This is a genomic window from Sphingomonas sp., from assembly GCF_050725575.1.
Taxonomy (GTDB): Bacteria; Pseudomonadota; Alphaproteobacteria; order Sphingomonadales; family Sphingomonadaceae; genus Sphingomonas.
In genome coordinates, this window is the sequence record NZ_JBOHHW010000002.1 from 254,674 (window position 1) to 269,442 (window position 14,769).

Sequence of the window (14,769 nt, forward strand, 5' to 3'; positions counted from 1 at the left end):
GGCACGAGCCTGCGGGTGATCGGCGCAATTGGCAAGCCTGGGCGATGAGGGCGTTGAAGCGTCGCCGCCACCTTGCTATCGCGTCTTTCATGATCGCACCGCCCGAAACTCTCCGCGTCAGCCACGCCCGCGTCTCCTGTGATGGCGCGACCGACATTCCCGGCGGCGCCTCGCTTGGCCATCCGCGCGTGTTCCTGCAGATCGACGAGCATGGCTATGTCGATTGCGGCTATTGCGACCGGCGCTTCGTGCTGATCGGCGGACCCGCCGACGGCGTCGATCCGGCGACTCTTCCCGATATCGCGTCTGGCGCCAGCCTCTAACCCTCCTATATTGCGGGGCATGACCAGTCCCGCAGACCCCCGCGCTTTCCTCTATCATGCCGGCCAGCTCGAGCCCGAAGAGGCGCAGCGCCTGACCGCGCATGCTCTGTCCAAGGCGGACGATGGCGAGCTTTACCTGCAATACCGCAAGGCCGAGGCGTTCGGCTTCGATGATGGCCGGCTGAAGACCGCGAGCTATGACACGCATTCCGGCTTCGGCCTGCGCGCGGTGTCGGGCGAGACCACGGCCTTTGCGCACGCCAATGAACTGAGCGCCGCCGCGATCAACCGTGCCGCCGAGACGATGGCGCTGATCGATCCGTCGACCGGGCCCAAGGCGGGCCCGCCGCAAGGCACCAACCGTCACCTTTATACCGCGGCCGACCCGCTCGACCTCGTGCCCTTCGCCGACAAGGTCAATCTGTGCCAGACGATCGATGCCGCCGCCCGGGCGCGCGACCCGCGCGTCGCGCAGGTCTCGGTCGCGCTGTCGGGGACATGGAGCGTGGTCGAGATCGTCCGCCCCGACGGCTTCATCGCCACCGATATCCGCCCGCTCGTGCGCCTCAATGTCTCGATCGTGGTCGAACAGAATGGCCGGCGCGAAACGGGCACCTTCGGACTTGGCGGACGCTATCTCTATGACCAGCTGATGCAGCCCGAGACGTGGAACCGCGCGATCGACGAGGCGCTGGCCCAGGCGGTGGTCAATCTCGATTCGGTCGATGCCCCGGCGGGCGAAATGACCGTGCTGCTTGGGCCGGGCTGGCCCGGCATCCTGCTGCACGAAGCGATCGGCCATGGGCTGGAGGGCGATTTCAACCGCAAGGGCACCTCGGCCTTTTCGGGCCGGATCGGCGAACGTGTCGCAGCGCCCGGCGTGACCGTGGTCGATGACGGATCGATCGCCGATCGCCGCGGCTCGCTGTCGATCGATGACGAGGGCACGCCGACCCAGGAGAATATCCTGATCGAGGACGGTATCCTCAAAGGCTATATCCATGACCGGCTCAACGCACGGCTGATGGGCGTCGCGCCGACCGGTAACGGCCGGCGGGAAAGCTTCGCCCACGCGCCGATGCCGCGCATGACCAACACGTTCATGCGTGGCGGCAAGGACGATCCGGCCGAGCTTCTGAGCCGGGTAAAGTCGGGCATCTTCGCCAAGAGCTTTGGCGGCGGCCAGGTCGATATCGTGTCGGGCAAGTTCGTGTTCAGCTGCACCGAGGCGTACAAGATCGAGAATGGCAAGCTCGGCGCACCGATCAAGGGCGCGACGCTGATCGGTGACGGCCCGTCCTGCCTGACTCGCGTCGAGGGCATCGGCAACGACTTCGCGCTGGATGAAGGCGTCGGCATGTGCGGCAAGGCCGGTCAGAGCGTGCCTGCCGGTGTCGGCCAGCCGACCCTGCTCGTTGCCGGCCTGACCGTCGGCGGGACTGCGATGTGATTGCCGCGCTGTTCCTCGCAGCACTTGCCAGCCAGGCGGCGCCGGCCCAGCCAGCCCCGGCGCCCGCGCCTCAGGGGGAGCCGATGGCCTGCACGATCGGTCCGGTCGAGCGCAGTTTCGGCGGGTCCGACTGGGCGGTGTTTGCGTGCAGCGACGGCAAGAGCGCCGTGGTGCTGTCGAAGCCGGGAAGCCCGGCCGCGCCCTTCTTCTTCGCGATCCAGCCCCGGCCCGATGGCCATTTCGACATTGCCGGCGAGGGGACGGGCAACAAGGCGCTGAGCGAAGCGGCCGGCAATGCGTTGCGCAATCTCGGCAAGGCCGGCCTGGCGCAGCTCGTTGCGGATGCGCGTGCGGCCGCCAAAAAGGGTGACTGAACATGGGAACGTGGCGGCGCATCCTTGCGGCGCTGCGTACCTGGCCGGACAGGGCCGGCTGGAAGATGGTATTTCTCGCCGTTTCGTGGGGGCTGCCGTCGATCGCCTTGATCGCCTGGGCGGGCGATCTTGCCCATTTTGCGCCCATTGCTTCTGCGGCGACATGGTTGCAGGTCGGGCTTTTCCTGATCGTCATTCCCTCGCTTGGCGAAGAGGTCGTGTTTCGCGGACTGTTTTTGCCGCCACCCGGGCAAAAGCTGCCAATCTGGCGCGCAGTCCTGGCCAATGCGCTGTTCGTTGCCTGGCACCCCTTTCAGGCGTTGACCTTCGGACCACCCTGGTCGGCCCTGTTCCTCGATCCGTGGTTCCTCGCCGCCGCGGCGGTGCTCGGCGTCATGTTGACCAGGATCTACCGCGCGACCGGCAGCCTCTGGCCCTGTATCGGGATACACTGGCTGGTAGTGGCGTCATGGAAGCTGCTGTTCGGCGGCCCTTTCGCTTAGGAGGCGGCAATGAGCAAGACGGTCTGGCCTGAACTCGACTGGAATGCGTGGCGTGAGACGGCGATCGGCCTGCAGCTGCGCACTCAGATTATCGGCAAGGTCCGGCTCGCGCTGACACCGTGGCTCAACCATAGCTGGCATGTGCCGCTCTATCTTTCCGCGCGCGGGCTTTCGACCTCGCCGATCCCCTATGGCGACCGAATCCTGCAGATCGATTTCGACTTTCTCGCCGATCAGGTTGTGCTGGCGACCAGCGACGGCGGCATGCGCTCCATTCCGCTCGCTGCGGGAAGGATCGCCGATTTCCACGCCGCGGTAATGACCGCGCTCGCCGGTTTCGGGATCGATTGCCGCTATGATCCGAAGCCGAGCGAGATGCCCGATGGCGTGCCCTTTGCCGAGGATCATGCCGAACGACCCTATGACGCCGATGCCGCGCGCAATTTCTGGCGTGCGCTGATCCGGGTTTCGCGCGTCTTCGGCGACTTCCGCACCGGCTTTCTTGGCAAGGCGAGCCCGATCCATTTCTTCTGGGGCAGCTTCGACCTCGCCTCGACGCGTTTTTCGGGGCGCAGTGCGCCGCGGCATGCCGGCGGCATGCCCGGCTTACCCGACGCAGTGACGTGCGAGGCCTATAGCCATGAGGAAGCGAGCATTGGCTTCTGGCCGGGCAGCGACGCTTATCCGCACGCGTCATTCTACGCTTATGCCTATCCTGCACCCGCCGGCTATGCCGAAGCGACGGTCGAGCCGGCCGAAGCGGCGTTCAACAGCGATCTCGGCGAATTCCTGTTGTCCTATGACGCGGTGCGCACGGCGGCCGATCCGGACGTGGCATTGCTTGCCTTTTGCCGCTCGACCTATGATGCCGCCGCTGATCTCGGCACATGGGACCGGACGGCGCTCGAATGCCCGCTCGGGCGCCCGCGCATTCCGCGCGCGGTCTGACCGGGAACGCTATCGCCGGCCGGTGCCGGCATGATCGAGGTATTGCGATGGCCGAATTCTTCGACGCACTGACCGCCGACCACCGCGCCTTCATCGCGCGCCAGCCGGTCTTCTTCGTCGCGACCGCGGCGGAGGGTGCGCGGATCAACCTCAGTCCCAAGGGCATGGATTGCTTCCGCGTGCTCAACGACACGCGCGTCGCCTATCTCGATGTCGCGGGCTCGGGCAACGAGACCAACGCGCATCTGCTCGCCGATGGGCGCATCACCATCATGTTCTGCGCGTTCGACAATCCCGCTTTGATCTTCCGCATCTATGGCCGGGGGCAAGCGGTGCTGCCACAGGACGATCGCTGGGCTGAGCTCAGCGCGCAATTCACTTTATTGCCCGGCACGCGCCAGATTTTCGACGTGGCGATCGACCAGGTGCAGACCAGCTGCGGCTGGGGCGTGCCGTATATGACGTTCGAGCGCGAGCGGCAGACGCTGGTCAAATATCATGCGGGATCGAGCGATGCCGAACGTTTCGGCAAATATGCCAAGCGAACCACCAGCATCGATGGCCTGCCGACGCGCAACCCGACCGTGGCGGCACGATAATGGCGCTTGTCGAACTTGGCCGGTTCAATCGCAATGAAGCGCATATCCTGATCGGCCGGCTGGACTCGGACGGCATCGCGGCACTCGCCTTTGACGGTGAATCGAGCATCGGGGACGGCAGCTATCTGTTCATCCCGGTGCGCGTGATGGTCGATGAGAATGATCTGGCCGAAGCACAGGCGATCATCGGGACCGCTGCCTGATTCTCGGGCATTTGTTCGCAACTGCACAAATTTTTATCTCCGCTTAATCTTTGATCCCCGGAATCGGGGCGGATTCCGCCCCGATTCCGTGTTGTTTCGACTCTGGCACGAGCATTGCTGAGGAGCTCCCGGGACAATGAAAGGGGGCGCGAATGAAGCTCGTCATAGCAATCATCAAGCCGTTCAAACTCGACGAGGTGCGCGAGGCGCTCACCGAAATCGGGGTCGCGGGCATGACCGTGACCGAAGTGAAGGGCTTTGGCCGCCAGAAGGGCCAGACCGAAATCTATCGCGGTGCCGAATACAGCACCAACATGGTGCCGAAGATCAAGATCGAGATCGTCTGCGCGTCCGACCTCGCGGCGCGCGTCGTCGAGACGGTACAGGCGGCGGCGAACACCGGCGCGATCGGCGACGGCAAGATCTTCGTGCTCGACGTTGGCCAGGCGGTGCGCATCCGCACCGGCGAAACCGACCAGACAGCGCTGTGATGAAGGGGGTTATGATGAAGCATGGATTGAAACTTGCTGCCGGCGCGGGGCTTGCGCTGTTCGCGGCAATGCCCGCCTGGGCGCAAGTGGCCAATGCGGTCGCCGAAGCGGCGCCTGCTGCGGCGACGGCTGCTCCCGCCGCCTTTGTCCCGACCGCTGCGATGGTCAACAAGGGTGACGTCAGCTGGATGCTGATCTCGTCGGCACTGGTGCTGATGATGTCGGTGCCCGGTCTCGCGCTCTTCTATGGCGGCCTGGTGCGCACCAAGAACATGCTGTCGGTGCTGATGCAGGTGCTGACCATCGTGTGTGTCGCGTCGCTCGTCTGGGTGTGCTGGGGTTATTCGATGGCCTTCACCAATGGCGGTGACCTGAACCTGTTCGTCGGCGGCTTCTCCAAGGTTTTCCTGAAGGGGGTCGATGCGACCACCTTCGGCGCGACCTTCAGCAACGGGGTCTATCTCCCCGAATATGTCTTCGTGATCTTCCAGATGACCTTTGCGTGCATTACGCCCGCGCTGATCGTCGGGGCGTTCGCGGAACGGATCAAATTCACGCCATTGATCATCTTCGTGGTCGCGTGGCTCACCATCGTCTATTTCCCGATGGCGCATATGGTCTGGTATTGGGCCGGCCCGGACTTCCTCCCGGCCGCGCCTGGCGATCATGGCCTGCTCTGGGGCTGGGGCGCACTCGATTTCGCCGGCGGCACCGTGGTGCATATCAATGCCGGTATCGCTGGCCTGGCCGGTGCGATCATCGTGGGCAAGCGTCTCGGCTACAAGACTGAGCCGATGCCGCCGCACTCGCTGACCATGACCATGATCGGCGCCGCGCTGCTGTGGGTCGGCTGGTTCGGCTTCAACGCCGGCTCCAACCTCGAATCCAACGCCGTCACTGCGGTCGCGTTCATCAACACCTTCGTCGCCACGGCCGCCGCCGGTGTGACCTGGGCGGTGATCGAACAGATCATCCACAAGAAACCGTCGCTGCTCGGTGCGGCCTCGGGTGTCGTCGCCGGCCTGGTGGCGATCACCCCGGCGGCCGGTTTCGCCGCGCCGATGACCTCGATCCTCCTTGGCGCGGTCGCCTCGATCGTCTGCTTCTTCTTCGTGACCACGGTCAAGAACAAGTTCGGCTATGACGACTCACTCGATGTGTTCGGCGTCCACTGCATCGGCGGCATCGTCGGTGCGCTCGGCACCGCGATCGTCGCGTCGCCGGCGCTCGGCGGCCAGGGCTATTTCGATTACACCGTGATGCCGGCCGCGTTCCATCCGGAACTCTATGACATCGGCACACAGCTGATCACTCAGGCAAAGGCCGTGGGCGTGACGCTGATCTGGTCTGGCGGTGTTTCGGCGGTCCTGTTCCTGGCGCTCAAATACACCATCGGCCTGCGCCCCTCCGCCGAAGTCGAGCATGACGGTCTCGACATCAGCGAACACGGCGAACGCGCCTATAATTATTGACGAGATTGGGGGCCGGCCTCGGGGGAGACCGGCTTCCAAACCATGTTCCTCCTGCGGACAACCTCAGGCCGGTGCGGCAACGCACCGGCCCTTTTTTATGTCTCGGCCTGGTCCGCGGGCTGATTCGATTCCGCTGGCTCTTCCGCCCCGGCCGCAGCCTTTTCGTCCTGTTGCTGGCGGTAGCGCCGCGCAGCGAGGGTCGCGCCGAGGATGAAGCCGCCCGGCACGAGGCAGACCGTGGCGATAAGCCCGATCCTGTTCCACAGTTTCTTATCCATCCGGCGCGTCTAGGGTCCAAACCCAGTCACCACAATGATCGAGGCCTGCCGCGAAGCGGTCACCCGTTATGGTGATTGGGTCTGGACCCTTGCGCCTCAGGCGAGATCGGCCCGCACGAAATCGGCGCAGCGCTCGCCGATCATGATCGACGGCGCATTGGTATTGCCCGATATCAGCTTGGGCATGATCGAGGCATCGGCGACATAAAGCCCCTCGACCCCGCGTACGCGCAGCTTCGGGTCGCACACCGCCAGATCGTCCGACCCCATCCGCGCCGTGCCGACCGGATGATAGATGGTGTCGGCGCGGGCGCGGATCAGCCGCTCGAGCGCTTCGTCGTCGTTGAGGTCGATCGGATAGCGGTCCTTGCCCTTGTGATTGGCCAGCGGCGGCGCCTCGAGGATGCGGTACATCGCGCGGACGCCCTTCTTGAGGAGCTCGACATCACGCCGGTCGGCGAGGAAAGCGGGGTCGATCAGCGGCGCGGCGCGCGCGTCGATCGACTGCAGCATGACCGTGCCATGGCTTTCCGGGCGCAGCACGCAGACATGGCAGGAGAAGCCATGCGTCTTGAGCTTGGTGCGGCCATGATCCTCCAGCATCACCGGCACGAAATGAAGCTGGATGTCAGGCGCCGGGGCGCCCGGATCGAGCGTCAGGAAGCCGCCCGCCTCGGCATAGGGCGTGGTCATCGATCCGGTGCGGCGGCGGAACCATTCGATCACCGCGCCGGCCGATTTCACCGTGCCGGCCAGCGACTGGCCGATGAAATAGCTGCCCTTGGTCTCGAACCCGGCGACATAATCGACATGGTCCTGCAAATTGGTGCCGACCGCGGGCCGGTCGGTGCGCACGGCGAGGCCATGGTCCTGCAGATGCGCGCCCGGACCAATGCCCGATAGCATGAGCAATTGCGGCGTCCCGAACACGCCGCCGGCGAGCACCACCGCGCGCTTTGCCCTGATGATCTTCTCCTCGCCGTCCTGCAGATAGGCGACGCCCCAGGCGCGGCCTTCGTCGAACAACACGCGTTCAGCGACCACGTCAGTCAGGACTTCGAGATTGCGGCGATCCTTGGCCGGTTCGATATAGCCGCGCGACGCGCTCCAGCGCTCGCCGCCATGCTGCGTCACCTGATAAAGGCCGATGCCTTCCTGGCGCGCGCCGTTGAAATCGTCATTGCCGGGGATTTGCAGGTTGCGCGCCGCTTCGACGAACTCAAGGCTGCCGGGATGCGGCGAGCGCTGGTTGCTGACCCGGAGCGGCCCATCGCCGCCGTGGAAGTCATCGCCGCCGCGCTCATTGGCTTCGGATTTCCTGAACCAGGGCAGCACGTCCTCATAGGACCAACCGGAACAGCCCATCGCCGCCCAATTGTCGTAATCCCACGCAGCGCCGCGCAGATAGAGCATCGCATTGATCGCGCTCGACCCGCCCAGGCCGCGTCCGCGCGGTTGATAGCCGCGCCGGCCGTTGAGCCCGGCCTGCGGCACGGTTTCGAACTGCCAGTTGGTCTTCTCGGTCTGGAAGGCGAGGAAGCCGGGGATGCGGGTGCGAAGACCGGTGTTGCGACCGCCCGCCTCGAGCAGGGCGACGGTGTATTTCCCGTCCTCGCTCAGGCGGCCTGCGGCGGCGCTCCCGCCCGATCCTCCTCCGACGACGACGATATCGGCTTCTTCCACTGCGCACCCTCCGCTCGGCGCTGCTTTTCCAGCCAGCGCTCTTTGATAATTTCCGACGTATCCCGGCTGCCGTCGTGGCTCCACCCCGGCGGCATGACCATATAGCCCAGCTTGGCACGCCAGCCCGGCGCCGCCCACACATCCCTGGCGATGCCGACCCATTCGTGGAACGCGGCCCAGATCAGGTTGAAGCTGCCGAGATTATGGACGATGCCATAGCGCGGCCGGTCGTCATCGCGCTCCGGCTCGAACGTGCCGAACATCTTGTCCCAGATGATGAACACCCCAGCATAATTCTTGTCGAGATAGCGCGCATTGGTCGCATGATGGACGCGGTGGTGCGACGGCGTGTTCATCACCGCCTCGAACCAGCGCGGGCAGCGTCCGACCACTTCGGTATGAATCCAGAACTGGTAGATCAGGTTGATCGCCCCGACGAACAGCAGCATCTCGGGCGGGAAGCCGATCAAAGCGAGCGGCAGACGGAAGATGAAGCCGAGCGAGACGAGGCCGGTCCAGGTCTGCCGGAGCGCGGTCGACAGATTATAATGCTGGCTCGAATGATGGATGACATGGCTCGCCCAGAACCAGCGCACGCGATGCGCCATGCGGTGAAAGACATAATAGGCCAGGTCGTCGATCACGAAGGCGATCGCGAACCAGTACCAGGCGTAACCGATGTCGAAGAGCCGGAACTGCCACACCCAGACAGCGACGGCATAGACGATCCCGGCGGTGAGCGCCCCGGCCACCGTGCTGCCCAGCCCAAGCGCGAGCGAGGTGAGCGTATCGCGCGGTTCATAGCGCGTCCGGTCCCGGAAGCGCGCGACGACCATCTCAAGCGCAACGAGCAGGACAAAGCCCGGCACGGCATATTTGACCGGGTCATAAGCGACGAGGAAATGCAGATCCATGAAAGGCTGCTTACACTCTTGTCAGCGACGCTTCCAGCCCGCGTACGTCTTCATCGATCACGCCGAGCAGCACGACCCCGCCGAACAGCCGCTCGCCGGTGTCGATCTCGACCCCTTCGACCGCCGGACGGATGCGCAGCGGCGCAAGCAGGCGGCGTGCCGCGACCTTCGCGCCGTGGCGCTTCAGCACCGCGATCGCGCCATTTCCTGCGACCAGGGCGGCATTGCCATCAGTGCTGACGATCGCGGCGCGGGCCTCGAATCCGGCGAGCATATCCTCGGCCATTTCGCGGGCCTTGGCGGCGTCGCCGATCCGGCTTTCGCCCAGCTTGAGCAGATGTGCGATCCCGGCGAGCCCGAGAATCGCGACCAGGCTGCCGCCAAGCTGGACCCAGTTCATCTGCCCGAGGCTAACGCATCGAGCAGCGGGCGGATGCCGGTCAGGTCGTATCCGGTGGCGGCCGCCTTCGCCATCACCGTGTCGGGATGGTCGCCCATCTTGACTCGCGCCAGCGCCCAGAGATTGCACGACCGCGTGCCCGAACGGCAATATGCAAGGACCGGTCCGCCGGCATCCTCGAGTGCCGCGACCATCGCATCGACCTGATTGCCGGAAAAACCCGAATGAGTGACCGGGATCTCGGTATATTTCAGGTGCAGCGTCTCCGCGATCAGGCGCACTGCCGCCCCCTCGGGCTGGCCGGGCTCTTCATCGTCGGGGCGGTTGTTGATGATCGCGGTAAAGCCGGCGCGCGCGATCTCGGTCACGTCGGCGGGGGTGATCTGCGGGGCGACTGAAATCGAGTCGTCAATAGGGCGGATGCTGGTCATGGCACTGACCTTGCCGCCGGGCGCGCGCAAAGTCGAGATGGCGGTGGGCAATGAATTACCGGGAATTACTGGTGGAGATCCTCATAGCCGGCCAGCGCCGTGGTCACCGCTGCCTCGGCCGCATATTTCCTGCGCAGCCCCGCTGCCTCGGCATCGATACCCTTGCAGACTTCCGTCACTGCTTTTTCCAGCTCGGCGCGGCGCTCGGCGTCATAATCGGGTTCGCCAATGAAATGCTCGCAATCCTCGTAGCGCGCGACGAAGCGCTGCACATCGCCGGGCAGGCCGCGCGCCTTGGGATAAGTGGTCAATTGCTGCTCGTTGAACGCCGGCGCCTCGTCGGGCGCGGGCGACGCCGTTTCGGCCGGGGTTGGTGTGGCTGGTATGGGAGAGGGGGATATGGGAGAAGGTGTCGGCGCAATCATCACCGCCTCATTCTCCACCATCGTCGACACGCCGGTTTCGGCGGCGCCATTGCCCCGCTGAGGCTCCGACATGCAGCCGCACAAGGCCGCGCTCACGATCAATGCCGCCAGGAGTCTCATGCCGCCTCCCGGATCACTTGCAGGAACGCATCACCATACGCCTCCAGCTTGCGTGCGCCCACACCGGAAATCCGTCCCAGCGCGGCGGCGTTGGCGGGGCGCATCGTCGCCATCTCACGCAGCACCGAATCGTGGAAGATGACATAAGGTGGCACGCTCGCCTCCGCCGCCAGCTCGCGGCGTCTGGCGCGCAGCGCTTCGAACAAGGGATCGCCGGTCGGGTTGGCGACCGTGCTGCCGCGCCGGCGCCGCTCGCGCTTGGGCGGAACGATTAGCGCGACCTCGGCCTCGCCCTTCAGGATCGCCTTGGCCTCGGGGCCGAATTCCAGCCCGCCGAAATCATTGGCGCGGAGTGCATCGCGCAGCAGCAGCGCGCGCGACACCGGCTTGATCAGCGCCGCTTCCTCCGGGCTTGACGCAATGCCGAACACCGACAGCGCCTCATGCCCGTTCATCAGGCTGCGCTCGCTCGACTGGCCGGTCAGGATGCTCTCGATATAGCCGACGCCGAAGCTTTGCCCGGTGCGGAACACCGCGGACAGGAATTTGCGCGCCACTTCGGTTGCATCGACTGCGCTGGGCGGGCTCAGGCAATTGTCGCAATTGCCGCAATTCTCCGGTGAATCATCACCGAAATGCTTGAGCAATATGCGCCGCCGGCATCCCGCCGTCTCGACCAGCGCACCCAGCGCGGTCAATCGCGTGCGCTCGCCCGCCTGGCGGTGCGGCTCGACTTCGCTGATCCGCTGCCGCGCCTTGGCGAAATCCTCCGCGCCCCAGAACAGGTGCGCGACCGCCGGGTCACCGTCGCGGCCGGCGCGGCCGGTCTCCTGATAATAGGCCTCGATCGATTTCGGCATCCCGGCATGCGCGACGAAGCGCACATCGGGCTTGTCGATGCCCATGCCGAACGCCACCGTTGCGACGATCACCATATCCTCGCTGGCGACGAAATCGGCCTGATTTCTCGACCGCACATGCGGCTCCAGCCCGGCATGATAGGGCCGTGTGGCGCGGCCCGTCGCGGCGAGCTTCTCGGCCAGCTGCTCCACCCCTTTGCGCGTCTGGGCATAGACGATGCCCGGACCCGGCTGTTCGGCGATCAGATCGGCGATCTGCCGCGTGGCATTGTCCTTCGGGCTGATCATGTAGCGGATATTGGGTCGGTCGAAACCGGCGACGATCATGCCGTTACGCGGAATGCCGAGCTGATCGAGAATGTCCGCCCGGGTCACCGCATCGGCGGTCGCGGTCAGCGCGAGGCGCGGGACTTGCGGAAAATGATCGAGCAGCGGGCGCAGCAGACGGTAATCGGGACGGAAATCATGCCCCCATTCCGACACGCAATGCGCTTCGTCGATCGCGAACAGCGCCAGCGGCGCCTGGCCCAGCAGATTGCGGAAGCTTTCGCCCGAGGCGCGCTCCGGCGCGACATAGAGCAGGTCGAGCTCGCCGCGCCGGAACCGCGCGATCGTCTCCATCTGGTCGGTGTCGACTGAGGTCAGGGTCGCCGCGCGAATACCGATCGCGGATGCGGCGCGCAGCTGATCATGCATCAGCGCGATCAATGGCGAGACCACCACGCAGGTCCCCTCCAGCGCCACGGCCGGCAGCTGGTAACACAGCGACTTGCCCGCGCCGGTTGGCATCACCGCCAGCGTATTCTCGGCCGCGAGCACGCGGTCGATCACGTGCCGCTGCACCCCGCGAAACTCGGGAAAGCCGAAAGTGGATTGCAGGATGGGCAGAGGATCGGTCGACATTGCGACCGACCTAGGGTCCGGGCCGGATTACCGCAATGGTCGAGATCGCCGGATGCTCCGAGATCTCCGCGAGATTTTCGCCCGGCGCAGCTCAAGATTATTCATCTTGATATAAATATTTGATATTAAACAGTTTAATTAAGCGCGGTTGGAAAAAGATACGACACAACCGGTGTCCCATATCTCCCGCCGCTCCTCGTGCGTCCGGCAGGTGCTTGATCCTCAAGCACCTGCCGTCAATCGCAACGGTGGCGCTTATTTGGTGTTCAGCCCGAGATAATCGAGCATCGGGCCGACCTCGGGATCCTTGCCGTAGAAGGTCTTGAACATCGGCCCATAATCCTCGGTGTGGCCGCGCGACAGGATCAGGTCGCGGAAACGCTGGCCATTGGCGCGGGTCAGGCCGCCATTGGCGACGAACCAGGCATAGGCGTCATGGTCGAGCATCTGGGTCCAGGCATAGGCATAATAGCCCGCGGCATAGCCGCCGCCCCAGATGTGCGAGAAATAGCTGCTGCGATAGCGCGGCGGGACCTTGTCGGTTTCCAGCCCCATTGCCGCCAGCGCTTTCGCTTCGAACGCATCGACGTCCTGCTTCGGCGCGTCGGCGGGCAGCGAGTGCCACGCCATGTCGAGCTGCGCCGCCTCCAGCGCTTCGCCGGTGGTATAGCCCTGGTTGAACGTCTCGGCGGCGCGGATCTTGTCGACCAAGGCTTGCGGCATCGCTGCCCCGGTCTGATAATTCACCGCATAATGCGCCAGCACCTTGGGATCGAGCGCCCAATGCTCGTTGAACTGCGACGGGAATTCGACGAAATCGCGCGCCGTGTTGGTGCCCGACAGGCTCGGATAGACCTGGTCGGCGAACAGGCCGTGCAGCGCATGGCCGAATTCATGGAACATGGTCGTCACATCGTCGAAGCTGATCAGCGCCGGCTTGCCCGCCGCCGGCTTGGTGAAATTGGCGACATTATAGATCACCGGCTTGGTGCCGAGCAGCTTGGACTGGCCGACAAAGTTCGACATCCATGCGCCGCCCGACTTGTTGTCGCGCTTCCAGTAATCGAAATACATCAGGCCGATCGTCGTGCCGTTCGCCTCGGACACCTCGAACACGCGGACATCGGGATTATAGACCGGGATATCCTTCCGCTCCTTGAAGCTGATCCCGTAAAGCTGGTTCGCGGCATAGAAAACGCCGTCCTTCAGCACCTTGTCGATCTCGAAATAGGGCTTCAGCTGCTCGCCATCCAGGTCGTACTTCGCTTTGCGCACCTGCTCGGAATAGAAATCCCAGTCCCATGGCTTCAGCTCGAAATCGCCGCCGGTCGCCTTGATCTGCGCCTGGATCGCGGCCGCCTCGCTGCGCTGCTTCGCCGACAAAGCCGGGCCGAACTGCTTGAGGAAATTGCTCGCCGCACCCGGCGTCTTGGCCATCTGGTCGACCAGGACATAATCGGCAAAGGTCGGGAAACCGAGCAATTTGGCCTTTTGCGCGCGTAGCACCGCCAGCTCGGCGACGGTCGCGCGCGTGTCGTTGGCGTCGCCCTGTTCGGTCCGCGTCCAGCTCTTCTCGAACAGCGCCTGGCGCGTCGTGCGATCGGTCAGCGAGGCGAGCGCCGGCTGCTGCGTCGAGTTCTGCAGCGGCAGCACCCATTTGCCCTTCAACCCGCGATCGGCAGCGGCCTTCGCCGCGGCGGCGATGCCGTCGGCGCCGAGCCCGTCGAGCTTCTTCACATCGTCGATCACCAGCCCGCCGGCCTTGGTCGCGGCGAGCAGTTTTTGCTGGAATGCGGTCTGCAGCGACGAAATCTGCGTGTTGAGTGCGCGCAGGCTGGTCTGGTCGGCCGCCGACAGCTGCGCGCCGGCGCGCACGAACTGCTGGTAATCGACCTCGAGCAATTGCGCCTGTTCCGGGGTCAGCGAGAGCGTCGCCTTCTGGTCGTACAGCGCCTTGACCCGCGCGAAGAGCTTCGCGTTGAGATAGATCGCGTCGGAATGCGCGGTCAGCTTGGGCGAGATTTCGGTGTCGATAGCCTGCAGCGCGTCATTGGTATCGGCCGAGCTGAGCGCGGAGAAGACCTGGCTGACCCGGCTGAGCATCTGGCCCGACCGCTCCAGCGCGGCGATGGTATTGTCGAAGGTCGGCGCGGCCGGATTATTGGCGATGATCGTCACCTCGACCAGCTGCTGCTTCATGCCCTGCGCGAACGCCGGCAGGTAATCGCTGGTCTCGATCTTGCGGAAATCCGGCGCCTGGTACGGCAAGGTGCTGGCCGTGGCGAAGGGATTGGTACGCGCTGGCGCGGCGCTGCCGGCGGGGACGCTCCATAGCGTGGCGACAAGGGCAGTGGTGGTAAGCAAACGTGCGACGATCATGGCCGTTCCTTGG

The 14,769-nt window shown here is 64.8% G+C and carries 17 protein-coding genes; 9 read left to right on the forward strand and 8 right to left on the reverse strand.

The genetic code is table 11. The features are described from left to right. The first annotated feature begins 89 nt into the window (after positions 1-89). The 9 genes from ACRECS_RS02430 to ACRECS_RS02470 all read left to right on the forward strand — a co-directional run bounded on the left by ACRECS_RS02430 (position 90) and on the right by ACRECS_RS02470 (position 6,363). A complete protein-coding gene (locus ACRECS_RS02430; protein WP_187761453.1) occupies positions 90-323 on the forward strand; it encodes a zinc-finger domain-containing protein in 234 nt (77 codons plus the stop codon). Between the two features lie 19 nt (positions 324-342). Next, positions 343-1,773 carry a metalloprotease TldD gene (gene tldD, locus ACRECS_RS02435; protein ID WP_431581353.1) on the forward strand — a complete coding sequence of 477 codons (1,431 nt, stop codon included), beginning with the start codon at positions 343-345 and terminating at the stop codon, positions 1,771-1,773. After that, positions 1,770-2,147 carry a hypothetical protein gene (locus ACRECS_RS02440; protein WP_431581354.1) on the forward strand — a complete coding sequence of 126 codons (378 nt, stop codon included), beginning with the start codon at positions 1,770-1,772 and terminating at the stop codon, positions 2,145-2,147. Before tldD ends, ACRECS_RS02440 begins: the two co-directional genes overlap by 4 nt. A gap of 2 nt (positions 2,148-2,149) precedes the next feature. Beyond that, positions 2,150-2,650: a CPBP family glutamic-type intramembrane protease gene (locus ACRECS_RS02445; protein WP_431581355.1), complete on the forward strand. Its 501-nt coding sequence runs from the start codon at positions 2,150-2,152 to the stop codon at positions 2,648-2,650. Positions 2,651-2,659: 9 nt separating this feature from the next. Next, entirely contained in the window at positions 2,660-3,598 is a 939-nt protein-coding gene (locus tag ACRECS_RS02450) for a DUF5996 family protein (protein ID WP_431581356.1), read from the forward strand. 47 nt (positions 3,599-3,645) lie between these two features. Next, the gene (locus ACRECS_RS02455) at positions 3,646-4,197 is read left to right on the forward strand and encodes a pyridoxamine 5'-phosphate oxidase family protein (protein WP_431581357.1); all 552 of its coding nucleotides are present in this window, start codon (positions 3,646-3,648) and stop codon (positions 4,195-4,197) included. Further along, positions 4,197-4,400 (forward strand): DUF2007 domain-containing protein, encoded by a 204-nt coding sequence (locus tag ACRECS_RS02460; protein WP_431581358.1) that lies wholly within the window; start codon positions 4,197-4,199, stop codon positions 4,398-4,400. Before ACRECS_RS02455 ends, ACRECS_RS02460 begins: the two co-directional genes overlap by 1 nt. A 152-nt stretch (positions 4,401-4,552) precedes the next feature. Next, entirely contained in the window at positions 4,553-4,891 is a 339-nt protein-coding gene (locus tag ACRECS_RS02465; protein WP_187761459.1) for a P-II family nitrogen regulator, read from the forward strand. 14 nt (positions 4,892-4,905) lie between these two features. Next, entirely contained in the window at positions 4,906-6,363 is a 1,458-nt protein-coding gene (locus tag ACRECS_RS02470) for an ammonium transporter (RefSeq protein ID WP_431581359.1), read from the forward strand. Positions 6,364-6,458: 95 nt separating this feature from the next. Here ACRECS_RS02470 and ACRECS_RS02475 read toward each other — a convergent pair whose 3' ends face one another. The 8 genes from ACRECS_RS02475 to dcp form a co-directional block, all read right to left on the reverse strand. Beyond that, positions 6,459-6,641 carry a hypothetical protein gene (locus ACRECS_RS02475; RefSeq protein WP_431581360.1) on the reverse strand — a complete coding sequence of 61 codons (183 nt, stop codon included), beginning with the start codon at positions 6,639-6,641 and terminating at the stop codon, positions 6,459-6,461. A 96-nt stretch (positions 6,642-6,737) separates the two neighbouring features. Beyond that, complete coding sequence (locus ACRECS_RS02480) at positions 6,738-8,324, reverse strand: GMC family oxidoreductase (RefSeq protein ID WP_431581361.1); 1,587 nt, start codon at positions 8,322-8,324, stop codon at positions 6,738-6,740. After that, positions 8,258-9,238, reverse strand: a complete 981-nt coding sequence (locus ACRECS_RS02485; protein WP_431581362.1) for a sterol desaturase family protein — start codon at positions 9,236-9,238, stop codon at positions 8,258-8,260. Before ACRECS_RS02485 ends, ACRECS_RS02480 begins: the two co-directional genes overlap by 67 nt. Before the next feature lie 10 nt (positions 9,239-9,248). Then, positions 9,249-9,638, reverse strand: coding sequence for a hypothetical protein (locus tag ACRECS_RS02490; RefSeq protein WP_187761464.1), 390 nt, complete (start codon positions 9,636-9,638; stop codon positions 9,249-9,251). Then, positions 9,635-10,069, reverse strand: coding sequence for a TIGR01244 family sulfur transferase (locus ACRECS_RS02495; RefSeq protein WP_431581363.1), 435 nt, complete (start codon positions 10,067-10,069; stop codon positions 9,635-9,637). The genes ACRECS_RS02490 and ACRECS_RS02495 overlap by 4 nt, the downstream gene beginning before the upstream one ends. Before the next feature lie 65 nt (positions 10,070-10,134). Continuing rightward, entirely contained in the window at positions 10,135-10,614 is a 480-nt protein-coding gene (locus ACRECS_RS02500; protein WP_431581364.1) for a hypothetical protein, read from the reverse strand. Beyond that, positions 10,611-12,377 (reverse strand): DNA helicase RecQ, encoded by a 1,767-nt coding sequence (recQ, locus tag ACRECS_RS02505; RefSeq protein ID WP_431581365.1) that lies wholly within the window; start codon positions 12,375-12,377, stop codon positions 10,611-10,613. The genes ACRECS_RS02500 and recQ overlap by 4 nt, the downstream gene beginning before the upstream one ends. Positions 12,378-12,632: 255 nt before the next feature. Beyond that, positions 12,633-14,756, reverse strand: a complete 2,124-nt coding sequence (gene dcp, locus ACRECS_RS02510) for a peptidyl-dipeptidase Dcp (RefSeq protein WP_431581366.1) — start codon at positions 14,754-14,756, stop codon at positions 12,633-12,635. Positions 14,757-14,769 lie beyond the last annotated feature (13 nt).